This is a genomic window from Leptotrichia massiliensis (genome assembly GCF_900104625.1).
Lineage (GTDB): Bacteria > Fusobacteriota > Fusobacteriia > Fusobacteriales > Leptotrichiaceae > Leptotrichia > Leptotrichia massiliensis.
The window spans coordinates 1-23,216 of sequence record NZ_FNVZ01000002.1 but is presented as its reverse complement, the minus strand read 5'-3'; the positions used below and the strand labels follow the sequence as shown (position 1 = coordinate 23,216).

At 30.6% G+C, this 23,216-nt stretch carries 19 protein-coding genes, 1 rRNA gene and 1 pseudogene; 11 read left to right on the top strand and 10 right to left on the bottom strand.

What is annotated here, in order from left to right:
- Positions 1 to 101: 101 nt before the first annotated feature.
- On the bottom strand, positions 102 to 1,622 hold the full coding sequence (locus BQ5344_RS00435; RefSeq protein ID WP_071123728.1) for a YifB family Mg chelatase-like AAA ATPase: 1,521 nt from the start codon (positions 1,620 to 1,622) through the stop codon (positions 102 to 104).
- Positions 1,623 to 1,775: 153 nt separating this feature from the next.
- Positions 1,776 to 2,213 carry a Dps family protein gene (locus tag BQ5344_RS00430; protein ID WP_071123727.1) on the bottom strand — a complete coding sequence of 146 codons (438 nt, stop codon included), beginning with the start codon at positions 2,211 to 2,213 and terminating at the stop codon, positions 1,776 to 1,778.
- 284 nt (positions 2,214 to 2,497) lie between these two features.
- Between BQ5344_RS00430 and BQ5344_RS00425 the strand changes: the two genes are divergently transcribed.
- The 3 genes from BQ5344_RS00425 to BQ5344_RS00415 all read left to right on the top strand — a co-directional run bounded on the left by BQ5344_RS00425 (position 2,498) and on the right by BQ5344_RS00415 (position 5,683).
- Positions 2,498 to 3,349, top strand: a complete 852-nt coding sequence (locus BQ5344_RS00425; protein ID WP_071123779.1) for a patatin-like phospholipase family protein — start codon at positions 2,498 to 2,500, stop codon at positions 3,347 to 3,349.
- 124 nt (positions 3,350 to 3,473) lie between these two features.
- Complete coding sequence (locus tag BQ5344_RS00420; protein ID WP_071123726.1) at positions 3,474 to 4,883, top strand: alcohol acetyltransferase; 1,410 nt, start codon at positions 3,474 to 3,476, stop codon at positions 4,881 to 4,883.
- Positions 4,884 to 4,999: 116 nt separating this feature from the next.
- The gene (locus BQ5344_RS00415) at positions 5,000 to 5,683 is read left to right on the top strand and encodes a DUF6320 domain-containing protein (RefSeq protein ID WP_071123725.1); all 684 of its coding nucleotides are present in this window, start codon (positions 5,000 to 5,002) and stop codon (positions 5,681 to 5,683) included.
- Between the two features lie 211 nt (positions 5,684 to 5,894).
- Here BQ5344_RS00415 and BQ5344_RS11945 read toward each other — a convergent pair whose 3' ends face one another.
- From BQ5344_RS11945 to BQ5344_RS00405, 3 genes and pseudogenes are all read right to left on the bottom strand, one after another.
- The gene (locus BQ5344_RS11945) at positions 5,895 to 6,068 is read right to left on the bottom strand and encodes a FeoB-associated Cys-rich membrane protein (protein ID WP_083378162.1); all 174 of its coding nucleotides are present in this window, start codon (positions 6,066 to 6,068) and stop codon (positions 5,895 to 5,897) included.
- A gap of 119 nt (positions 6,069 to 6,187) precedes the next feature.
- Positions 6,188 to 8,380 (bottom strand): annotated as a pseudogene (feoB, locus tag BQ5344_RS00410) (ferrous iron transport protein B).
- Positions 8,377 to 8,595, bottom strand: coding sequence for a FeoA family protein (locus BQ5344_RS00405; protein ID WP_006805216.1), 219 nt, complete (start codon positions 8,593 to 8,595; stop codon positions 8,377 to 8,379). The pseudogene feoB and the gene BQ5344_RS00405 overlap by 4 nt, the downstream one beginning before the upstream one ends.
- Before the next feature lie 592 nt (positions 8,596 to 9,187).
- Between BQ5344_RS00405 and BQ5344_RS00400 the strand changes: the two genes are divergently transcribed.
- From BQ5344_RS00400 to BQ5344_RS00385, 4 genes are all read left to right on the top strand, one after another.
- Positions 9,188 to 10,177 carry a mannose/fructose/sorbose PTS transporter subunit IIA gene (locus BQ5344_RS00400; RefSeq protein ID WP_071123724.1) on the top strand — a complete coding sequence of 330 codons (990 nt, stop codon included), beginning with the start codon at positions 9,188 to 9,190 and terminating at the stop codon, positions 10,175 to 10,177.
- A 15-nt stretch (positions 10,178 to 10,192) separates the two neighbouring features.
- A complete protein-coding gene (locus BQ5344_RS00395) occupies positions 10,193 to 10,999 on the top strand; it encodes a PTS mannose/fructose/sorbose transporter subunit IIC (protein ID WP_071123723.1) in 807 nt (268 codons plus the stop codon).
- Positions 11,000 to 11,017: 18 nt separating this feature from the next.
- On the top strand, positions 11,018 to 11,935 hold the full coding sequence (locus tag BQ5344_RS00390; protein WP_021770086.1) for a PTS system mannose/fructose/sorbose family transporter subunit IID: 918 nt from the start codon (positions 11,018 to 11,020) through the stop codon (positions 11,933 to 11,935).
- Positions 11,936 to 12,130: 195 nt separating this feature from the next.
- Positions 12,131 to 12,514, top strand: coding sequence for a DUF956 family protein (locus tag BQ5344_RS00385; RefSeq protein WP_071123722.1), 384 nt, complete (start codon positions 12,131 to 12,133; stop codon positions 12,512 to 12,514).
- 96 nt (positions 12,515 to 12,610) lie between these two features.
- Here BQ5344_RS00385 and cobJ read toward each other — a convergent pair whose 3' ends face one another.
- The 5 genes from cobJ to BQ5344_RS00360 all read right to left on the bottom strand — a co-directional run bounded on the left by cobJ (position 12,611) and on the right by BQ5344_RS00360 (position 18,040).
- Positions 12,611 to 13,360, bottom strand: a complete 750-nt coding sequence (cobJ, locus tag BQ5344_RS00380) for a precorrin-3B C(17)-methyltransferase (RefSeq protein ID WP_021770084.1) — start codon at positions 13,358 to 13,360, stop codon at positions 12,611 to 12,613.
- A 237-nt stretch (positions 13,361 to 13,597) separates the two neighbouring features.
- Positions 13,598 to 14,593 (bottom strand): hypothetical protein, encoded by a 996-nt coding sequence (locus BQ5344_RS00375; RefSeq protein WP_071123721.1) that lies wholly within the window; start codon positions 14,591 to 14,593, stop codon positions 13,598 to 13,600.
- 2 nt (positions 14,594 to 14,595) lie between these two features.
- Positions 14,596 to 15,627, bottom strand: a complete 1,032-nt coding sequence (cbiG, locus tag BQ5344_RS00370) for a cobalt-precorrin 5A hydrolase (protein WP_071123720.1) — start codon at positions 15,625 to 15,627, stop codon at positions 14,596 to 14,598.
- A gap of 15 nt (positions 15,628 to 15,642) precedes the next feature.
- Positions 15,643 to 17,313 (bottom strand): DKNYY domain-containing protein, encoded by a 1,671-nt coding sequence (locus BQ5344_RS00365; RefSeq protein WP_071123719.1) that lies wholly within the window; start codon positions 17,311 to 17,313, stop codon positions 15,643 to 15,645.
- Entirely contained in the window at positions 17,273 to 18,040 is a 768-nt protein-coding gene (locus BQ5344_RS00360) for an NUDIX hydrolase (RefSeq protein ID WP_071123718.1), read from the bottom strand. The genes BQ5344_RS00365 and BQ5344_RS00360 overlap by 41 nt, the downstream gene beginning before the upstream one ends.
- Positions 18,041 to 18,548: 508 nt before the next feature.
- On the opposite strand from BQ5344_RS00360, the gene BQ5344_RS00355 reads away from it, so the two are divergent.
- The 4 genes from BQ5344_RS00355 (at position 18,549) to BQ5344_RS00340 (ending at position 23,185) form a co-directional block, all read left to right on the top strand.
- Positions 18,549 to 19,790, top strand: a complete 1,242-nt coding sequence (locus tag BQ5344_RS00355) for a D-alanyl-D-alanine carboxypeptidase family protein (RefSeq protein WP_071123717.1) — start codon at positions 18,549 to 18,551, stop codon at positions 19,788 to 19,790.
- 89 nt (positions 19,791 to 19,879) lie between these two features.
- Positions 19,880 to 20,665, top strand: coding sequence for a glutamate racemase (murI, locus tag BQ5344_RS00350; RefSeq protein ID WP_021769273.1), 786 nt, complete (start codon positions 19,880 to 19,882; stop codon positions 20,663 to 20,665).
- 41 nt (positions 20,666 to 20,706) lie between these two features.
- Positions 20,707 to 21,342, top strand: a complete 636-nt coding sequence (gene ruvA / locus BQ5344_RS00345) for a Holliday junction branch migration protein RuvA (RefSeq protein ID WP_021769274.1) — start codon at positions 20,707 to 20,709, stop codon at positions 21,340 to 21,342.
- A 331-nt stretch (positions 21,343 to 21,673) separates the two neighbouring features.
- Positions 21,674 to 23,185, top strand: a 16S ribosomal RNA gene (locus BQ5344_RS00340).
- The last annotated feature ends 31 nt before the right edge of the window (positions 23,186 to 23,216 follow it).

Sequence of the window (23,216 nt, the reverse complement as noted above, 5' to 3'; positions counted from 1 at the left end):
TAAAAATGTGTAATTACTCAGTTTTATTTGAATAGTTACACATTTTTTATTTTCATAAATTGTAAAAAAGTCAAATCTAATTTAAATAAGTTTAGTACTATTTATTTTCTGCGATAATTTAGTGCTTCTAATAAATGTTCCTTTTTTATGTTCTCCTCCCCATCCAGATCTGCTATTGTTCTGGATACTTTCAAGATTTTATCAAACATTCTGACTGACAATTTTAAATTATCAATGGCAGATTTCATAATTTCTTCGCTTTCTTCATCTATTTTGCAATATTTATTCAACTGTTTCTTATTCATGTCTTTATTCAAAGTATTTGATTTAAAACGTTCTCTTTGAATTTCACGGGCTTTTATTACCCTTGCCTGAATTTCTTTTGATTTTTCTGATAAAGTTTCATCAAAAATTTCATCTTTTTTTAACTGGTGCATTTCTACATATAAATCCATTCTGTCGAGAAGCGGTCCTGAAAACTTCTTCTGATAACGCTTTATTTCATGCAAACTGTCGTTACATAGTGGATTATCAGGGAAATATCCGCTTGGAGTAGGATTTGAGGCAGTTATTGTAATGTTTTTTACTGGATAGGTTACGCTGAAATTTGCTCTCGAAATAACTATTTTTCCATCTTCCAGAGGCTGTCTTAATGTTTCCAATGTTTTCCCTTCAAACTCTCCAATTTCATCTAAAAATAATATTCCGTTTAATGCCAAAGTGATTTCTCCGACTCTGTTTGCACCGCCTACTAGAGCCACTTGTGTAGCTGAATAATGTGGAGCTCTGAAAGGGCGTTTGCGTATTATTGGCTCATTTTGGCTCAGCATTCCTGAAATGCTGTAAATTTTTGTTGTTTCGATTATTTCTTCTTCAGGCATGTCAGGTAAAATTGTGTTAAATCTTTTTGCAAGCATTGACTTGCCTGAACCAGGATCGCCTATTAAAAATACATTGTGCCCACCAGCCGCTGCAATTTCTAAAGCCCTTTTTGCAAGTAGTTGCCCTTTCACATCTGAAAAATCGACAGTTTCATCTGAGTTTTCATCTTTTTCCAATTTTGAAGTATTCATTTCAACAGCTTTTTTGCATAATGTTTCTACATCAGTTTTTCCTTCCAGAAAGTCCAGCAATTCGGTAATTTCATCAACAGGAATAATTTCCACGCCTGAAATCAGTTTTGCTTCATTGTAATTTTCCATTGGAACGATAACGCCTTTAAAATCTGTTTCTTTTGCCAGAATTGTGGCATTTATTGCCCCATTTATTGATTTTATCTTTCCATTTAAGGAAATTTCTCCTAAAATTAGATATTTTTTTAATATTTCTATATTTGAAATATGTCCCGTATTCGCAAGTATTCCTAAAAATATGCTCAAGTCGAAATGGCTGCCTTTTTTCCTGATATTTGCAGGTGACAAATTTACCAGCACACGTCTGACAGGAAATTCAAATCCCACATTCTTAAAACAGCTTCTGATCCGCTCCTTGCTCTCGGAAATCGCCTGATCTCCCATCCCAACTATATTAAACACAGGCAGCCCTCTGGACAGGTCAACTTCCACTTCCACAACATAAGTATCCACCCCCATATAGCTGCAACTAAATAAACTTATTGCCATAACCCCACCTTTTTAATTTTTTGTTAATAATTAATTATAACATTTTTTATATATTTTGTAAATAAAAAAGAGAAAATCTGTAAAAAGATTTTCTCTAAATATATATAATAGGTAATTTTAATGACTTTGTTTGGTAATTTTCTCATAAAAATCTTATTTTAAATATGCGTTTAACATCCATAAGTTTTTTTCGTATGTATTGATATATTCGTCAACTAATGCAGATGTTCCGTAGTCATTTTCTTCATCAGCAGTTTCTTTTACTTCCTTCACTAATTTTAACATTGCTTCAAATTCTTTTTTCACATCAGCTACTGCTTCTGGAATAGAAATTTCCTTATTTTCAGCTTCCTTAATAGTTGTAACTTCCAAGTAGTCTTTTAATGTTCCTAAAGGACGACCTCCTATTGACAAAATTCTTTCAGCTACATCGTCAATTTGTTCATTTATCGCATCATAATATTCCTCTAATTTTTCATGAACAGCAAAGAATCCAGTACCAACAATGTTCCAATGATAATTTTGAACCTTTCTGTAAAGTACGTTCAAGTTAGCTAAGTAAAGATTTAATTTTTCAACTGTTTTTGACATTTTTATCACTCCTTAATTTATAATATTTATATATTTGTAATAATTACAAATTTATTATACTAAAAAATAATTAAGTTGTCAACACATTTTTTTCAATTTTAGTATAATACTTGTAAACCTACGTTTTAATTATACCTTGACAATTAATAGAAATCAATTTTTTCTAATAATTTATTTTAAAAATTTGAACAGTAAAAATTAAATTATTAAAAAAGTAGAAAAATACAATCAAAGGGTGTATAATAGGAGAAAACAAAAAATTAATATTGAAAGGGATGAAATTAATGAAAGAAAAAACTGGGTTAGTATTGGAAGGTGGAGGACTTAGGGGGATATTTACGGCAGGAGTGCTGGATTTCTTTTTAGAAAAAAATATTGAATTTGATAGTTGCATAGGTGTATCTGCTGGGGCTTGTCATGCCTGCAGTTATTTAGCAAAACAGCATAAAAGAGCGTTTAATGTGTCGGTAGATTATTTGGATGATAAAAGATATTGCAGTTTATACAGCTTAATTACTACTGGAGATTTGTTTGGAGTAGACTTTGTTTATAATGAGATTCCAAATAAATTGAATCCAATTGACAATGAGGCGTTTATGAAAAATAAGACAAAATTTCAGGTAGTGATTACAAATTGTGAGACTGGAGAAGCGGAATATCCGGAAGTCAAAGACTTTGACAAGGATACTGTTTATGTAAGGGCTTCAAGCTCTTTGCCGTTGCTTGCCAGAATGGTTAGTATTAATGAAAATGTTTATCTGGATGGCGGCGTTTCTGATTCAATACCAATTAAAAAGTCTATGGAAAATGGAAATACAAAAAATATAGTTGTCTTGACACGTGATAAAAATTATAGAAAAAAACAAAGTGCATTGGGTAAAATTACCGGGATAAGATATAAAAAGTTTCCTAAATTTGTAGAACTTATGAATACAAGATATAGCCGATATAATCAAGTGCTTGACTATATTGATGAGTTGGAGGCAAAAGGAGAGATTTTTGTGATTCGTCCAGAAGTGGAACTGACACTTGGGAGAATTGAGAAAAATAAGAAGAAACTTTTGGAAGTGTATAGTATTGGCTATGAAACAGCGAAAAAAAATTATGAAAATTTGAAAAAATATTTGGAAGAGTAATAATTTTTTGATTACTTGGTATTGAGCATTTATAAATAAGAATTTAATTTGTAAAAGGAAAATATTGAGAAAGTTTGTTTAAATAATACTTTGTTAAAAATAAATAAAATGGAAGAGGAAAAAAGTGAAAAATGAAAAAATATGGTATGAGTTGGACGCTTTTGCAAAAACATATTCTTCAATAATTAGTGAGGGAAGAACAACCTGTTTTCGGCTTTCAGCATTGTTTTCTGAAAATATTGACTTGGAAATATTGCAAAAAGTTGCGATTTCGCTTGAGAAGAAATATCCATTTTATAATTCGGAACTGAAAAAGGGGATTTTCTGGAATTACTTGCAGCAGAAAAAGGCTCATTTTATGATTGAAGAGGAGAAAACTTATCCTTGTACGGATATACAGAAGGATAATCCGCTTAGGATCATTTATTTTAATAATAAATTGTCGATAGAAATAGCACATTTTTTGACTGATGGAAAAGGTGCGGCATTATTTTTTCAGGATTTGATTGAAGAATATTTGGAGAAAAGGTATTTTTTGGAAAATTTTGAAAAAGATAAAAAGAATAATTTAATTTACAAGACTGAAAAAAAGAAGGAAATAGAAATTGAAAAAATAAATAAAATAATTAATTTTGGGAAAAAGATAAATAAAAATGAAAAAGATTTTGAAAATAAAAAATCTGAAAAAAACTTTTTTGAAAAAACAAGAGAATTGCTGGGAAATGATAGTGTGTTAAAAAATTCTCAAAAAAACGAGTATGTCGACCTTTATGAAAAATATATGAGGAAAGTGAGCAAGGAAACTACGATAAAGTCAGCATTTCACTTGCCAATGAAAATACTGGAAAAAGGGCAGTACCATATTACAACTGGAGAAATTGATGTGGAAAGCCTGAAGGAAGAAAGTAAAAAATATGGGACTACTATTGGGAAGTATCTTCTTTCAGTATATTTCAAAATTTTGCTGGATAGGTATTCTCAAGCAAAAAATCCGATTGTTATTGGAGTGCCGGTTGATTTACGAAAAATTTTTGAAGAAACTACATACAGAAATTTTTTTATAAACATAACTCCTAGCGTGGATGCAAGTCTTGGTGCGTATTCTCTCTCTGAAATCATAACCTATCTGGATAATTATTTTGCCCTAAAAATTACAAAAAAAGAATTTTACAAAAGTATATACAAGGCAATGAATCCAATGCAAAATATAATAATAAAGTCTGTTCCATATTTGATAAAACGTATGTTTTTCCCTTTTATATTTGATTATTACGGAGAACGGGGCTATACAACAGGATTTTCAAATTTAGGAATTTTTAAAGTTAATAAAAAGTATGAAAAATATCTAAAAGGACTCCGATTTTTACCACCACCAAGTAAAAGGTGCAAAATCAAGATGGGAGTTGTAAGTGATTGTAAAAAGGTTTATGTAAATTTTGGAAATTTGACTGCAAATTATGATATTGAGAGAGATTTTTTTGTTTATTTAAGAAAGAGAGGAATAAAATCCAAGATTATTACGAATTATTTTTAAATGTTTAATTGAATTTTTTCAAAATTAATATGGATGAAAATTACATTTTGAAAAAAATAGCACAATTTTTGAGTTCAGTTTTAAAGTAGAATTATTATAGAAAAAAGAGGATAAGTATGTATTGTATAAAATGTGGAGTGGAACTGGAAGACGGAGCACAAAGATGTCCGCTGTGTGAAACGCCTGTTCCTGAATTAGAGGGTCTGGAAGATAAGGAATTTGTGAAGGAATATCCGACAATTAATATAAATTTGTATGAAATGAAAATGAAGAAAGTTAAAAAGGCTGTATTTTTATCATTTTTTACAATATCAATCATTTCGATTCTGGAAGTTCTTTTTCAAAATTTGATAATGTATGGAAAATTGGAATGGGGTTATTATGCAATTCCATCTATTTTAATATTTGATTTAGGTTTATTTGTTTTTTTAGATTCGTATAGAATGAGAACAAATCTATTTTTATTGCTAAGTGGCTTTACGAGTTATTTTTTATTGCTTGATTTTGGAGATAAAAAGTTGACTTGGAGTATAAAGCGTGGAATTCCTATTGTTATCGCTCTTTATCTTATTAGTCTTGTTTTTTCATATGTCTGGGATAAGCATAAGAGTGACAGATTAAAGATACTAAATTTTTTCATTTTTTTTGTTGGAATATTTCTTTTGATTTTGGAACTGATTATAAGTAAAAAGATGACATGGAGCATATTTTCATCTATTCCATTATTTATTTTGAGTATAATGTTAAGATATGCCTATAAGTCTTATAAAGAAGAGTTTAAACGTAGATTACATAGATAATTATTCTTAAAATACTCCATTATTTGATTTCATAAAATATAATAATATAAAAAAATATGCTACCCTTGTGATAGCATATTTAAAAAGGAGTTTTGAAGAAAAAAGTTTTCACTTTTTCTATTGGTCAGATATGATTATACAGGACAACTCTTATAATAAAGTTTTTTAAAGCTTTGTTTTATCTTTGTGAGATAGTGATGCTTGAGTTGTATTATTCATTATAATCTTCCGTTTCTCTATGTGAATTGCAGGTTGAAGTGCCTGAACAGCTACAACAATCTGTTCCACAAAAATTTTTATTTTTCTTATAATCTTTATATATTTTTCTAAAGACTGCAAGCACAATTATAGCTTCAATTACAGTAACAATGATTGTTTTTACCATGTTTTGACATCCTTTCAAGATTGCATGATTAATAATAAATTTTATTTATAAATATCATTTTAAAATTATATTTTAATCTAAAAATATATTTGAATTATAATAATTCAATGATTCTGAAATTATACAAATAATCGTGCGACATTAAAAAACAGTACTGATACAGCATAAGGTAAAATTAATAGCATTGATACTTGAAATACTAATAATTTCCATCCAAACTCCTGTTTTAATGCTCCCATTGCTACAGCACATGGCACTACAAGAAGAACATACAACATAAATGAATAAGCTCTTATTGAACCATATTTGTCATTCCATAGATTTCTAATTGCTGGAACGATATTTCCTCCAGCATCTTCATCAAGATCTTCTTGACTTTTCATTTCCAATGTTGAAATTTTGAAAGTCGCAATGTGTCCCAAAGATTTTATAGAATCAAGTACAGCATTTCCTAGACCAATTCCTTGCTCTTTTAAATCATTTGCAAAATTATATTCCTGTTGCTCGTCTTCTTTCTCTGACAACAAAATTTGCCCTAAAAATCCCACAACAGTCTCCTTTGCTATAATACTTGGTACAATGGAAGCTACAGGTTCCCATCTGTCACCAAAGCCAGTTGGCTTGAAAACAGGCTGTACAACTTTTGCCGCTTGTCCTAAGTAAGAATTTTCGGCATCTCCTTTATTTGGAAAATATTGGAAAAACCAGATAACTAGAAGTATTCCTAAAATTACTGTGGTTGCTTTTTTTACATAGGCAAAAGTTTTTGATTTCATATTGTTCCATACAACTTTTGCACTTGGTAATCTATATGGAGGCAGTTCTATTAGAAGTTCTGTGTTATTTCCTTTGAAGTAATTGAATCTTTTTAGTATAAATGCTACAAAAAGAGCCATAAATACTCCAAAAAGATAAATTGAAACTACAACTAGGGCTGCCTGTTTGCTGAAAAAAGCTGCCGCAAGAAGAGAATAAACTGGAAGTCTTGCACCACAAGACATAAAAGTGGCAATAACTCCTGTCAGCCTTCTTGTTTTCTCATCTTCTAACGTTCTTGTGGAATAAATTGCTGGAACTGTACATCCAAATCCGATTAACATTGGGATAAATGCTTTTCCAGAAAGTCCAACTTTTGTCATAATTTTATTCAGAATAAACGCTACACGTGCCATATACCCACTTTCTTCAAGAATTGCCATGAAAAAATATATAAAGAACATAAGTGGAACAAATGTCAAGACTGAACCTACTCCAGCAAGAATCCCTTCTAGCACAAAGCTGCTTAGCCAGTCAGGTACTCCTTCAATAGCATGCCCTACATATTTTATTACAAAATCACTAAAAAACCCGTCAATCCAGTCAATAAAGGGAGAACTTCCATCAAATACAATAACAAACACTGCATAAATTATAGCAAGAAATGCGATTCCACCTAAAAATTTATTTAGAAGTATTTTATCAATTTTATCTGTCAAGGCAAATTTATTTCCAGTACCTCTTGTCAAATTTGCTGAGATAATTCCACGCACAATTCCGTATTTTGCCCTTGCCAATACATCTTCAGGCTCAATTCCATAATGTTCCTCAAGATTTTTCTTCTCAAGACTTCCAACATCTAATAAGTTGATTCCAAATTCATTTTTTACTCTTGCCATTACATTTGTATCATTTTCTAAAATTTTGATAACAAGCCAGTCAGCAGAGTATTTTTCTAGCATTTTTTCATAGGATCTCTCATTTTTTAGTTTATTTTTCAAAGTTTCAATATTACTCTCAATTTCTTTGTCAAACAAAAGTCTGTTCTGTTTATGTTCTGATGAAGTTTGTTTTGAAATTTCAACTACTTTTTCCATAAGCTTATCTACGCCGTTTCCAGATTTTCCACTTGTAAAGACGACTGGGATGCCAAGCTGCTTTTGAAATCTCTCTATATCCAGCTTATAACCAATCCTTTTAAATTCATCCTCAAAGTTAAGTGCTATAACGATTGGAATGCCGAGTTACTTTAATAGAGCTGTTAAATAAATATTTTTCTCAAGCGATGTGGAATCCATAACATTGATTATTACATCAACTTTTTCATTTAGTAAAAAATCTCTTGAAACACGCTCTTCAGGAGTATTTATTGATAAATTGTAAATTCCTGGCAAATCGATAAGTTTTATATCTTCATTGCCTATCTTAAAAAAAACTTCCTTTTTTTCTATTGTTACCCCTGGCCAGTTTCCTATTTTTAAACTTGCATGTGAGATTTGATTAATTAAAGCGGTTTTTCTTACGTTAGGATTTCCGACAAATGCTACATTTATCATTTTACCACCTCAATTTGAATATGATTTGCTAAATTTGTACTGATTACGATTTTTGTTTCTACTGTCTTTATTAAGATATTTCCATTTGCAATATTTTCTATTGTACATGCGTCGCCTCTACAAACTCCCAAACTTAATAATCGTGTATCCAATGTCCTCTCATCAATATCTTTTAGCAAAAATTTCTCTCCAATCTTTCCTTCCACTAGAGTCATTTTAGTCCATCTCCTCTCATTATTATTTTTTGATTTCTGAAATTTTTTTATTTAAAATAATTTTAAAATAAGTTTTTTGATAAACTTTTAAGGATTCACTTTAAAATTATTTCAAAAGTGTAATAAATACTATGATAATCGGATATTTTCGTTATCAAATCATTTTATAATTTTTTAAAAAATAATGCAAGTATTTTTCTAATAAAAAAATAAATTATAATAAATAAAAAAAGTATGGAAGTTTTACTATATTTTATATAGCTAAGTTATATTTAATTGAATACTTAATAAGGAGAATAAATAGGTAAGTTTTTTAAATTGTTATTTTTTATAGTAAAAATGTTTTTGACATTAAGTTATATTGATTTCGATATTATAAATTATAAAAAAACTACTAAAAATCAATATCCATTAATTTTATTATATAAATTTCTTATAAAATGCTTGCAAATTTAAAAAAATGTGGTACACTCATATTATGAGGTTATTCACTTTTAATTTTAGTAAAACAATTACTAGAAATAATTAGGAACATTAAAATTTCATAAAGTGAAAACATAAAAAATATATTTTATCTAAAAGGAGGTTCAAAATGGTAGGAATTATCGTTGCAAGTCATGGTGAATTTGCAGCTGGTATAAAGCAGTCAGCTTCAATGATTCTAGGTGAGGCGGAATTGCTAGAATCAGTTGTATTTATGCCAAGTGAAGGACCAGAAGACTTATATAAAAAAATTCAAGATGCCATTGCCAAACTAGGAACTGAAGAAGTTCTGTTTTTAGTTGACTTATGGGGAGGAAGCCCTTTCAACCAATCAAATCGTTTCTTTGAAGAAGCACCTGAAAAAAGAGCAATTGTAGCAGGACTTAATTTGCCAATGCTATTAGCAGCTTTATCAGAAAGGGAAGATTTAGATACAGCTCATGAAGTAGCAAAAGCTATTGTTCCAGAAGGAAAAGATCAAGTTAAGGTTCGTCCTGAAGAATTACAGCCTAAAGAAGCAGTAGCAAAAGCAGCAACTCAAGATGACACACCAAAAGGAGCAATTCCAGAAGGAACAGTTATCGGAGATGGAAAAATAAAATTTGTTCTAGCTCGTATTGATACACGTCTGTTACATGGACAAGTTGCAACAAGCTGGACAAAAGCAACAAATCCAAATAGAATAATTGTTGTTTCAGACACAGTTTCAAAAGATGAATTACGTAAAAAATTAATTGAACAGGCGGCACCTCCAGGTGTACGTGCACACGTTATTCCACTTGACAAATTAGTGGAAGTTTCAAAAGATCCAAGATTTGGAAATACAAAAGCATTATTGCTATTTGAAAATCCTCAGGATGCACTGTATGTAATCGAAAAAGGTGTAGATATTAAAGAGTTAAATGTAGGATCAATGGCACATAGTGTTGGAAAAGTTATGGTAAACAATGTACTTTCAATGGATCAGAATGATGTTGATACTTATAAGAAGCTTAGAGATTTAGGTGTTCAATTTGATGTAAGAAAAGTTGCTGCTGACAAGAAAGCAGATTTATTTAAACTAATTTCAGAAAAACAAAATGAAGGATTAAAACTTTAATTTTAGGAGGTTATTATGGATTTTAATATTTTATCAATTATTTTAATATTAATCGTCGCATTTCTAGCAGGAATGGAAGGTATCCTTGACCAGTTCCAGTTCCATCAGCCAATTATTGCATGTTCGTTAATTGGAGTTGCGACAGGACACATAAAAGAATGTGTTATGCTAGGTGGAGTTTTACAATTAATGGCTTTAGGTTGGGCAAATGTAGGAGCAGCTGTTGCACCTGATGCAGCTCTTGCTTCTGTAGCTTCAGCTATAATTTTTGCAAAAAATAATTTTAAAGATCAAGGTACCGTAATTGGAACAGCTGTCGCTCTTGCAACTGCGGGACTGGTTTTAACTATGGTTGTTCGTACTTTATCAGTAGTTATTGTTCACCAAGCTGATAGAGAAGCAGAAAAAGGTAACTTTAAAGGTGTTGAATTATGGCATATGATAGCACTTGTATGTCAAGGTTTACGTATTGCTATTCCTGCTTTGTTATTGTTATTTGTTCCTTCAGATGTTATTCAAGGAGCATTGAGTTCATTGCCACAATGGTTTACTGAAGGAATGGCTATTGGTGGTGGATTTGTTGTAGCAGTAGGGTACGCAATGGTTATTAACTTAATGGCAAATAAAGAAGTATGGCCATTCTTCTTCCTAGGTTTTGCATTAGCACCAGTAAAAGAGCTTACATTAATTGCTACAGGAATTATTGGTGTAGCTGCGGCTATTATCTACTTAAATGTTACAAACAACAAAGGTAACGGTGGAGGAGACGGAGGAGCATCTTCTTCTGGAGATCCACTAGGTGACATTTTAAATGACTATTAATTAAAGGAGGAATACGAAATGGCAGAAAATAAGAAAGTAAAATTAGAAAAATCAGATCGTTTTAATATAATGTTACGTTCACAATTTCTTCAAGGTTCTTGGAACTATGAACGTATGCAAAATGGAGGATGGGCTTACGCTATAATTCCTGCATTAAAAAAACTATATCCAAATAAAGATGATGCTTCAGCAGCGTTAAAAAGACATTTGGAGTTTTTTAACACTCACCCATATATTGCTGCACCTATTTTAGGAGTAACTCTAGCTCTGGAAGAAGAGAGAGCTAATGGGGCTCCAGTTGATGATGCGGCTATCCAAGGGGTGAAAGTTGGAATGATGGGACCACTTGCAGGAATTGGAGATCCTGTATTCTGGTTTACAGTACGTCCTATTTTAGGAGCAATTGCTGCTTCATTGGCGGCAGGTGGATCACTTATAGCTCCTTTATTTTTCTTCATTGTATGGAATGTAATTCGTGTGGCTTTCTTATGGTATACTCAAGAATTTGGTTACCAAAAAGGTGCTGAAATTACAAAAGACTTGTCAGGTGGTTTATTACAAACAATTACTAAAGGAGCATCTATTTTAGGAATGTTTGTTATGGGAATACTGGTTCAACGTTGGACAACAATTAATTTCCCAATGGTTGTATCAAAAGTTCCTTTAGCAAAAGGAGCTTACGTAGAATTTCCAAAAGGCTCTGTAGATGGTACTCAGTTACAAAAAATTCTTGGAGATATAGCAGGTGGACTATCACTTTCTCCTGAAAAAGTAACAACTTTACAAGATAACTTAAATCAATTAGTACCAGGATTAGCAGCTTTACTATTGACTTTCCTATGTATGTGGCTGCTTAAGAGAAAAGTAAGTCCAATTGTAATTATATTTGGATTATTTGCAGTGGGAATTTTAGGACACTTAGTTGGAATATTCTAAAAATAAGGAATGACTACTAAAAATTCAATTTTAAATAAATAGAAAATCTATTTAGAAGAAATAAGTTGGAACTAAAAAGCCAACTTTTTTCTAATTTTACACTTAAAATTTTTTTAAAACAGATTGTTTATTTATAGTTATTGTTTGATTGCAGAAGTTTTAATAATAAATAAGTTATAGAAATGAGGAATAAAAGTGGCTATTTCAATGAATACAAAAGTCTTATTCACAACAAAGGCAAATTCTTTATCAGGAATGATCGGAAATAAAAATGGAAACATACTCGTAGGCGATAAAGCTTTTGAATTTTATAATAACCGTAATCCTGAAGACTATATTCAGATTCCTTGGGAAGAAATTATAAGAGTAAGGGCACAGATTTTTTTTAAAGACAAATATATTCGTGGTTTTTTCATAGATACTAAAAGTGCTGGCTCATATAATTTCGTTGTAAAAAATGCTGGAAAAACATTAAAGACAATGCGTGATTTTTTAGGAAATGAAAAAATTGTAAGAAATAAACCTGTCTTATCACTAAAAAGGGTATTTGAATGGTTAAAAAAAAATAAAGGAAAATAGAATAGAAAATAAAAATGGACTAACTTAATATATGGTAGTCCAATTTTTTTGTTTTATAAATATTATCAAATTTTGTTACTAACTTTCTAAAAAGTATTAATATTCATATTTTTTCTCATACCCTCTAGGTGTAATCATTTTCCCTTTTTTCACAAAAGTATTTGAATTTCCAATTAATACAATTGTAAGCATATTTATTTCAGAATCAAGCATTTTCTCAAGCGTTGTAATTTCATACTCTTCAGTTTCCCGTCCAGCATTTCTTACAATTGCAACAGGAGTATCTTTTGATTTGTGTTTTAGCATAATTTCTTGTGCTTCAACAATTTGTGTTGTTCTTCCTTTACTTTTTGGATTGTATAAGCTTATGATAAAATCACCCTGTGCTGCCAGTTCCAGACGTTTTTTTATTAATTCCCAGTCTGTTAAAAGATTACTTAAGCTAATTGTTACATAATCGTGCATAATTGGTGCTCCAACGATTGCGGCTGCAGCATTTGTTGCTGTAACTCCTGAGATTACTTCAATTTCCACATCATCCTTTTCATCAATAACTTCATACATTATTCCAGCCATACCGTATACTCCAGCATCTCCGCTACTAATTAAAGCAACATTTTTACCAGATTTCGCAAGTTCTAGAACTTCGATACATCTGTCAACTTCCTTCATCATACTTGAACTTTTTATTTCTGTATTTGGAAAATATTCCTTAATCAAGTCAGTATAAGTTTTATATCCAACGATTATATCGCTTTTCTCCATTGCTTCGTAAGCCTTAAAAGTCATATCTGCCTTTTTTCCTGGCCCAATTCCTACTACATAAATTTTTCCTTTTTTGTTCATTTTTTCTCTCCTCCTAAATTTTATTATCTAATTAATTAAAAAATTAATTTACAATTTTATTATATATGTCTAATGCTTCAAGATTCTTTATTTTTTACTAAAAAAATAAGTTCACAATTTAATCCACTACATCCAGATGTTCAGTCAAAAATCTTTTTCTCCTTGTATATTCTTGTTTCGATATAGTCAAATTTTTTAATTAACAATTTTTTTTATTTGTTCATCATCTGAAAGTAATTAAAATTTTTTTCTTTTATCTTCTAAATGAATATCGCTTTCAATAGTTTCCTCTTTTTCAGAATTTTCCATAATTCTTTTAAACATTTCAGTATCTTCAAGTTTTTTTGTCAATTTTTCAAGTTGTGTAATTTCTTTTTCTGACATTTCTCCAAAAAATCCTTTCAAAGCCATTGTCATCTGAATTGTCATAACAGTCATCATTTCTTTATTTTTATTATATTCTGCCACTTCCTTAGAAATCTGTTTATTCGCAATTTTATTTATAAAATCATTGACCATTCCTTCTGTATCACCTGCTACTGCTTTTAAAATACCGCCAGCTATAAAAAAAATTAGTTGATCAGAATATGCCTCTTCATCAGAAATTCTATATTTTTCCCTCAAATCTTTATTATTAAGTATTTTATCAATTTCCTGCATTTTTTGCATTATTTCATTTATTTTTGGCTTAACTGTTTTTAAATTATTGTCTTGATTTATATTTTTTGATTCCTTTGATAAATACTCAAAAAAATCTATTACTTTCAAATAATACTGATTATTGCTAATACTTTTAACTTTTTCAAAATATTTATTTTTTTCAGTTTTTTCTTTTGAACTGATCCAAAAATTCTTTCCCAAAAAGAAATTTTTTCTATCTTCAGAAATATTTGTTTTCAAATATTCTGAAATATACTTCTCTTTTTTAGGATCATTCTCTGTTCTAGTCAAAAAATAGAATTCTATCAATCTTTCCAAAGCAACGTAATTTCTTTTATCCTTTAAATAAATTTTTTCCCATTTATCCCTATCTTCTGTTGATACTTCCCCATCTTCGTTTTTCGTTGTAAATCCCTCTCCAGTTTCTTTATCCAATTTCACAGTTTCATCTATAATTTCCTGCTTCACCCCAACTTTTGACAAATCCTGCTGAATTTTTTCCTTTATTGTTAAAGCATCTAAATTTAGGGTTAAGATGCAAAATAATGTTAATGATAAAAATATTTTTTTCATGCCTATTTCCCTTCTTGATTTTCAATTACCTCTTCAAAAATCGACAATGTCATACCATCCAGTTTTATTTTTTTTGCTAAAAATGCTCCTTTCCTGCTGGAAGCAAGAAATGCACAAGGCTCGGAAACACCGTATACTCCGATTTGATTTTTTACAAATTCTGAACGTTCTTCAACTAAATCTTCTACTTTTAATATTTCTTCCTTATCAAAAAATTTAATTGGAATTCCAAGTTCTTCCATTGCCTCAATAAGTCCAATTTCATCAGATTTTACCCAGGCAGATGCTGCCATTTTTATAGCCGAAAGCTCTAAATTCTGTTTATCCATTGCATATTTTAGTTTTTCGATAATGTGTTCCTTGCTAACTCCTCTTTTACATCCAATACCAATAAAAATATTCTGCGGAATAATTTTTGAGATTTCAATATTTTTTCTATTTGATACAATTATTGCTCCAGCACTATTTTCATCGTGATTTACAATATTTTTTGGTAAATGAAGGCTTACATTTTCTCCATTTACAATTAACGAAGTTACTCTCTTTGCTCCATCCAAATCATTCAATTTGGCTTTGATTTTTTGTGATAATGTATCAACTGCTATTTTTCCGCCAACATCGGATGCCGTTGTAATTACTGGAATTGCTCCTATTTCACTAGCAATCTTTTTACATTCTTCATTTGCCCCTCCAAGATGTCCCGAAAGTAATGAAATCACAAAATTAGCGTGATCATCAATCGTTATAACTGCAGGATCAGTATCTTTGCTTTTAAATTTTCCTTCAATAATTCTCACAACTGCCCCAGTCGCCGCAACAAATATGTGTAAATCATATTTATTAAATGTCTTTTCCAGTAAAATTGGCACTCTTTCATTTATTATAATTAAATTTTCGTTATTTTCATTTTCAAGATTTAGCAAGTTAGCTACTCTTCCTGATACGTAAATATGCAAATTATTGTACACATTTTCTTTTACTTTTAAACAAGTTTCATATCCGTTTTTGCTTACGCAATATACTGCTGTTCTCATTTTTTCTCCTTTTTTCTATTTCTTTATAAATTTAATTTCTATTTTATCTTCATCAATTACGCTGCCATTCACAATATATTTTCCATTTTTATCTTCCAGTTCTCTTGCTGATTTCCACTTGAGTGTTTTAAAATCTATATTTTCAATTTTTTTAGTCTTTACAAAATTAAATCCTGAAAAATAATCATAAAAAATTACAAATAAATTATTTTCATCTCGAACATATATAATTTTTTCTGTTATTGGCTCTTTCATAACTTGAAATTTTTCAGGTTTTACATCTTTTAATTCAAGACCAAACAAATAAACTTTATTTTTATCTTTTCCAAAATCATCTTTATTTTCTATATTTTCAAAATATAATACTTCAAATGATTTTACATCTACATTTTGAACTTCTTGTATATCCGCATATTCTTTACTAAAATAAACTTTTTTATCGTCTTTTGTATAATAAGGATTTAGCACTTTAAAATTTTTAGGATTTAATCCTTTCAGCTCTTTTACCATTTCATCTTTTCCATCTATAAAATTTATGTAATATGCTTTATTTTTATCTTTTGCATACATAAAATAATCTTTTTCATAATCTTTTACTATTTGAAAATTTTTTCCATCCACATTTAAAACTGTTCCGTCATTAGAATAAAATTGATTTTTATCTCTTACTAAATGTTCATTTACTCTTTCAAAAGTATACGGATCGGAATTTTTTATTCTTTCATTTGAATGATACAAATAATTTTTGTCTCTCGCAAATCCTGCATAAGCATCAATTACTTCAAAAGTTTTTGCATCTGCTCCATCTATTTTTTCATTTCCTGCATAAACATTATTTTTATCTTTTGAAAAATTTGATTCCATTATTTTAAAACTTTTAAAATCAGCATTTTCCAGTTTATCTCCTTGAAAATAGATATTATTTTTGTCAAAAAAATAACTGGAGTTATCATCAAAAAATTTTAATGTCTGTAAATCTATTTCTTCTTTTTTTTCTCCATAAAGATACACATTTTTTCCATCTGTAAAAATATAATCTTTTAAAACTTTAAAGTTTTTGGGATTCACTCCATCTATTTTTTTACCAATATAATAAACACTATTTTTATCTTTTGAATACCCTCCACCAATTAGTTGAAAAGTTTGTTTGTCAACATTTTTTAAAATTTTTGGAGATATTATCCTATTATCTAAATCGTCAGGAAATCCTCCACCAGTTGGCAATAAAATATATAATCCATTTTTGTCCTTTAAATAAATCAAAAATTCATCTGCCATTATTTCAAGAGTTTTTATATCTATATTATTTACTTTGTTCTCAAAAAAATAAAGATTATCTTTTCCCAATCCATAACTAATTTTTGATAACGATTTAAAACTTTTAGGATCTGCTTCATTAAGAACATATTCACTGTAATAAACATTATTTTTATCTTTTGCATATTCATTATCTTCAAATATTTCAAAAGTCTTTGCATCAGCTCCCTCAATTTTTCTATTTATGTAATAAACTTCTCCGTCTTCTATTCCATAATTTTCATTTAATTTTTTATTTTCTGAAAAAATCAGATTACTAATTAAAAATATCAGTAAAAATATTTTAATAAAAATTTTTTTAATATCTTGCACCCCTTCCTTAAATTTTCTAAACTTCCATCCTGAATACATTAATAACTGCAGTTTCATAAGGATGAGCCTCTTTTACCAGATAATATGCCAGTTCCTCAAATTCTCTTTTTACCCTGAACTTCATTATTTTTTCATCTGCAACACTTGATTTTCCCACTTCTCCATCAAAAGGACTTCCACCTTCCAGAGTTTTCCAATGCCCAATTGTATCAGATGTAGAGTAGACATCAGCATAAAACCCTTCTGTCAGTAAGGAATATCTCTGCAGATTTTCCACAATTTTCTCTACATATTTTTCCGGTACAAAAACCTCAAAAGAACTGTATTCTTGCTTAAATTCCAATTTTGACCCTATTAGGTCATCATTTTCATAATCTAAAGTCAGATAAAAGAATGGAGAGTTTTCAAATAGCAGTTTCAGGAAAATCTTATCTCCTTCCCATAACCTAAGATTAAGAATTTCATCTTTTGAAATCCATTTTAAATCCCCTTCATCACATTCTTTCTCTACTCCATTAAAATCGGAACTCGTATAAAGGTACATAAATAAAGGCTCATCAGCATTATAGTTGAAAATCACAAGTCCCCTGTACTCAAAACTGTTAAGCTCATAGCCTGTTTCTTCCCTGACTTCCCTTCTCAGACATTCTTCAGGAGTTTCCCCATTTTCCAGCTTTCCTCCTACACCAAGCCATTTTCCCTTATTTATATCTATTTCCTTTTTATTTCTATGTAACATCAGATATTTATTATCCTTTTCAAGATAACACAATGTTGTAATCATATTTTCTCCTGTTCATAAATTCTTTTTCAATTAAAATCTATTTATTTTATAATTTTTCTCTTTTCTGAATTTATATCTTTTGTAATTATAACATATTTTTTGAAAAAATACTTTTAATTTTTGTAATGATTTCAAATTACTTTATAAAAAAATAATATTATATTGTTCAAAATAATCTGAAAATGCGAATTAAATCTGTATAATTTAATAATAAAATTTTCTAAATTATAACTTAAATTTTATACTAATATAAAAAATATATAATAACATCATTTTAAAACTGAATTCAATATATATAGAAATTTAACGAATATATATTTAATAATATTAAAACACTTTGAATCACTATTAAACAAGGAATATTTAGTTTTTATAGTTAAATATTTGTAAGGTATAATTAGTTTAAACAAGTTTTATTCAAAAATTTACAAATGAAAAACTAATATGAAAATGTTATAATACGATTTAGTAAAATTATTTAGAAATGAAAAGAGGAAAGAAAAGTAAAATGGGAAAAAAAGTAAAAATTGGGAGAAAAAGTAAAAAGTTATTATTTTCTATGGTATTTTTGGCTATATCAGCATTTTCTTTTGCTGATGGTGAAGATTATCAGGACTATAAAGCGCTGTTAATCGGAGATGTAAATGGGAATATTATAAAGGAGGACAATAGTTCTGATGTTCGTCCATTAGCTTCAGTAACAAAAATTATGACATCAATATTAACATTGGATAAAATAAAAAACGGACAAATTTCATATGATGATAAAGTAACAGTTTCAGCAAAAGCTGCTTCAGTTCCATATGGAATAAAATTAACTGCTGGAAAGCAATATACAGTAAGAGATTTGTTAAAGGCAACAATTATAAAATCATCAAATAATGCTGCATACGCTCTTGCAGAGTATGTTGGAGGGGATGTTTCGAATTTTGTACATTCCATGAATGAAAAAGCTAGAAGTTATGGATTAAATTCTCTTAGATATTGTTCTCCACATGGATTGCCACCTAGTTATACAGGTTCATGCATGGATCAAGGAAATGCAAAAGATTTGTATAAACTTGCTCAAATAACACTAAAAGATTATAGTGAATACTTGAACTTCTCAAAAAATAAGACAGATTATGTAGACAACGGAAATACAAAGGTAACTTCAACAAATGCACTTTTAGGAAATGTACTAGGAGTGGATGGAATAAAAACAGGATACCACAACGCAGCAGGATCAAACATTGTTCTAACCGCAAATAGAGGAAACGATAGAATGATAGCTGTTATTTTAGGATCAAACAGAGCAAAAGATAGAAACGCCATAGGAGCAAGAGAAATAAATAATTATTATACAAATGGTTATGCACGAAAAACAAGTGTAGCAACTAACACTTATGCCAATAATAATCAAACAAACGATAATAATAACAATACAGAAAACCATTCTCAAACAAAAGGAAATAAAATAGAACAATTTTTCAATATGATTTTTAAAAAGAATAACAATAATGAAAATTCAGCTAAGAAAATGAAAATCATAAGTAAAAATGATGTAGTAGCAATAGCAACAATAGGAGATAGTAAATATAACTTGTATCCAACAAAGGATGTTGAAATAACTGCTACACAACGTCCAAATCTAAATTATACAATAAATTTAAATTCAGGAGTTAATAAAAAAAGTGTAGGAAAAGTAGTAGGGACATATGTTGCAACTGATGGAACATTAACTTACAGCGGAGAATTAATTATGAAATAAACTAAAATAAAAATAGAGCTGTTTTTTAACGGCTCAATTTTATTGTTTTATAGATAAACAATTTTGAATATACAAAGAAAGGAAGTACAATGTCAATTGGTGTATTTGATTCTGGAATTGGGGGGTTAACAGTATTAAAAGAAATTAGAAAAGTCCTCCCAAATGAAAAAATATATTATTTTGGAGATACTGCAAGAGTTCCGTATGGAGAAAAAACAAAAGAATTAATTATTCGATATTCAAAAGAAATAGTTGAATTTTTGCTAGAAAAAGATGTGAGTGCAATCGTAGTAGCCTGCAATACAGCAACGGCACTAGCTTTAAAGGAGTTGAAGGAAATATTTAAAATTCCTATTATAGGAGTAATTGAAGCAGGTGCAAGAACGGCGATAAACACTACAAAAAGTAACGAAATTGGAGTGATAGGAACAAAAGCGACAATAAAATCAGAAAAATACATAGAAGAAATAAAGCTTTTCAATCCAAAAGTAAAAGTTTTTCAGAAAGCTTGTCCACTTTTTGTACCAGCAGTAGAAGAAGGGATTTTAAGTGGGAAATTAGTAAACCAAATAATAAAAACATATCTTGATGATTTTGAAGAAAAAATCGACACATTAATATTAGGTTGTACTCATTATCCTTTGTTAAAAGATGCAATTAGTAAAATTTATCCTGATATAAAAATAGTAGATCCAGCAAAAGAAACAGCTTTAGATTTAAAAAGTATTTTACAAAAAAATAAATTTTTAAAAAACGATGCTCTTAAAAATGAAGAAGTAAATTATTATGTAACTGATGGACAGGAAAAATTTAAAGAAATCGGTATTATGTTTTTAGAAGAAAATATTAAAAAAGTAGAGCTCGTTAAATTATAATAATAGAAATAGTTATAACATATTATAAAGAAAGGAAATAAATGTTTGAATATATTTCTGGAAAATTAACAATCAAAAAAATTGATTATGTAGCCTTAGATATAAATGGTTTGGCGTATAAAGTATATGTATCCTTAAAAACGTTTGAAAAATTAGATAACATTGGAAATGATGAAAAATTATACATTTATACAAATGTAAAGGAAGATGATATTTCATTATATGGTTTCAAAACACAAAATGAAAGAGAACTTTTCAAGGCACTAATAAGTATAAGCGGTGTAGGACCTAAACTTGGAATTGCAATATTATCGACATTTAATACACGAGAAATTATAGACATTGTAAATGAAAATGAGTCAAAGATTTTTACAAGAGTTCCAGGGCTAGGAATAAAAAAAGCCCAAAAAATAATTTTAGACTTAAAAGATAAAGTAAAAAAACTAGATTTAACAGAAACAATAGAAGAAATCAGTGATATATCATCAGGTAAATTAATAACATCAAACACATCAAATCCAAAATTACTACTAATGAAAGAAGATTTAAAGTTAGCTTTAGAATCTTTAGGATACATAAATAGTGATGTTTCTAAATGGATAACAGATAAGGAATTAGCACAAGTGAAAGATATAAGTGAAGCTATAAAAATGATTTTACAAAAAATTCAAAAATAAAAAGTACTTGGAAAGAAGGTAAAACTTCAAAGTACAAAATATTTCACAGAATACAAATTAAAATTAGATTTTAAAGCACTTTCTAAGAAATAAAAAATAGACTACGAATAAAAATATTCAAAAACACAAATTTTTTGAAAAAAAGTAGTTGACAAATAAATTCAGTTATGATAATATATATCTTGTCGATACGAAATCGTGTCGCAGGACAATTGAGATAAGAATAGAAGAAGCAATAATGTGTAAAAGATAAATAATAGTCAAGAGCTCTTGTTGTAAAACAAGATTCTCGTCAAGATAAAGGTGAAATTTAAATATATGTAAAATATATTGAATGAAGAGTTTGATCCTGGCTCAGGATGAACGCTGACAGAATGCTTAACACATGCAAGTCTTTGGCAAATCTGTGCTTGCACAGCCTAGCCAAGGCGGACGGGTGAGTAACGCGTAAAGAACTTGCCCTGCAGATAGGGATAACAGACGGAAACGACTGATAACACTTGATACAATTGCCGGCACGCATGTGCCTGGCAATGAAAAGAGATGCTGCAGGAGAGCTTTGCGTCCTATTAGCTTGTTGGTGAGGTAACGGCTCACCAAGGCGATGATAGGTAGCCGGCCTGAGAGGGTGAACGGCCACAAGGGGACTGAGATACGGCCCTTACTCCTACGGGAGGCAGCAGTGGGGAATATTGGACAATGGGGGCAACCCTGATCCAGCAATTCTGTGTGCACGAAGAAGGTTTTCGGATTGTAAAGTGCTTTCAGCAGGGAAGAAGAAAGTGACGGTACCTGCAGAAGAAGCGACGGCTAAATACGTGCCAGCAGCCGCGGTAATACGTATGTCGCAAGCGTTATCCGGAATTATTGGGCATAAAGGGCATCTAGGCGGCCAGACAAGTCTGGGGTGAAAACTTGCGGCTCAACCGCAAGCCTGCCCTGGAAACTGTTTGGCTAGAGTGCTGGAGAGGTGGACGGAACTGCACGAGTAGAGGTGAAATTCGTAGATATGTGCAGGAATGCCGATGATGAAGATAGTTCACTGGACGGCAACTGACGCTGAAGTGCGAAAGCTAGGGGAGCGAACAGGATTAGATACCCTGGTAGTCCTAGCTGTAAACGATGATTACTGGGTGTGGGCATGAAGAGTGTCCGTGCCGAAGCAAATGCGATAAGTAATCCGCCTGGGGAGTACGGCCGCAAGGCTGAAACTCAAAGGAATTGACGGGGACCCGCACAAGCGGTGGAGCATGTGGTTTAATTCGACGCAACGCGAGGAACCTTACCAGATCTTGACATCCTACGAATGCCTGTGAGAACAGGCAGTGCCTTCGGGAACGTAGAGACAGGTGGTGCATGGCTGTCGACAGCTCGTGTCGTGAGATGTTGGGTTAAGTCCCGCAACGAGCGCAACCCCTATCGTTAGTTACCATCATTAAGTTGGGGACTCTAGCGAGACTGCCTGCGAAGAGCAGGAGGAAGGTGGGGATGACGTCAAGTCATCATGCCCCTTATGATCTGGGCTACACACGTGCTACAATGGCCGGTACAGAGAGCTGCAAAGCGGCAACGCCAAGCGAATCTTTAAAGCCGGTCCAAGTTCGGATTGAAGTCTGCAACTCGACTTCATGAAGCTGGAATCGCTAGTAATCGCAGATCAGCAATGCTGCGGTGAATACGTTCTCGGGTCTTGTACACACCGCCCGTCACACCACGAGAGTTGTTTGCACCTGAAGCTGCCGGTCTAACCGCAAGGAGGAAGGCATCTAAGGTGTGGATAGTGATTGGGGTGAAGTCGTAACAAGGTATCCGTACCGGAAGGTGCGGATGGATCACCTCCTTTCTAAGGAGTTAATTCATTACACTGCTTCTTC

Coding starts and splice junctions, on each gene's coding strand:
- BQ5344_RS00435 (WP_071123728.1), bottom strand. CDS start 1,622: ATGGCAATAAGTTTATTTAGTTGCAGCTATATGGGGGTGGATACTTAT.
- BQ5344_RS00430 (WP_071123727.1), bottom strand. CDS start 2,213: ATGTCAAAAACAGTTGAAAAATTAAATCTTTACTTAGCTAACTTGAAC.
- BQ5344_RS00425 (WP_071123779.1), top strand. CDS start 2,498: ATGAAAGAAAAAACTGGGTTAGTATTGGAAGGTGGAGGACTTAGGGGG.
- BQ5344_RS00415 (WP_071123725.1), top strand. CDS start 5,000: ATGTATTGTATAAAATGTGGAGTGGAACTGGAAGACGGAGCACAAAGA.
- BQ5344_RS11945 (WP_083378162.1), bottom strand. CDS start 6,068: ATGGTAAAAACAATCATTGTTACTGTAATTGAAGCTATAATTGTGCTT.
- BQ5344_RS00405 (WP_006805216.1), bottom strand. CDS start 8,595: ATGACTCTAGTGGAAGGAAAGATTGGAGAGAAATTTTTGCTAAAAGAT.
- BQ5344_RS00400 (WP_071123724.1), top strand. CDS start 9,188: ATGGTAGGAATTATCGTTGCAAGTCATGGTGAATTTGCAGCTGGTATA.
- BQ5344_RS00395 (WP_071123723.1), top strand. CDS start 10,193: ATGGATTTTAATATTTTATCAATTATTTTAATATTAATCGTCGCATTT.
- BQ5344_RS00390 (WP_021770086.1), top strand. CDS start 11,018: ATGGCAGAAAATAAGAAAGTAAAATTAGAAAAATCAGATCGTTTTAAT.
- cobJ (WP_021770084.1), bottom strand. CDS start 13,360: ATGAACAAAAAAGGAAAAATTTATGTAGTAGGAATTGGGCCAGGAAAA.
- BQ5344_RS00375 (WP_071123721.1), bottom strand. CDS start 14,593: ATGAAAAAAATATTTTTATCATTAACATTATTTTGCATCTTAACCCTA.
- cbiG (WP_071123720.1), bottom strand. CDS start 15,627: ATGAGAACAGCAGTATATTGCGTAAGCAAAAACGGATATGAAACTTGT.
- BQ5344_RS00365 (WP_071123719.1), bottom strand. CDS start 17,313: ATGAAACTGCAGTTATTAATGTATTCAGGATGGAAGTTTAGAAAATTT.
- BQ5344_RS00360 (WP_071123718.1), bottom strand. CDS start 18,040: ATGATTACAACATTGTGTTATCTTGAAAAGGATAATAAATATCTGATG.
- BQ5344_RS00355 (WP_071123717.1), top strand. CDS start 18,549: ATGGGAAAAAAAGTAAAAATTGGGAGAAAAAGTAAAAAGTTATTATTT.
- murI (WP_021769273.1), top strand. CDS start 19,880: ATGTCAATTGGTGTATTTGATTCTGGAATTGGGGGGTTAACAGTATTA.
- ruvA (WP_021769274.1), top strand. CDS start 20,707: ATGTTTGAATATATTTCTGGAAAATTAACAATCAAAAAAATTGATTAT.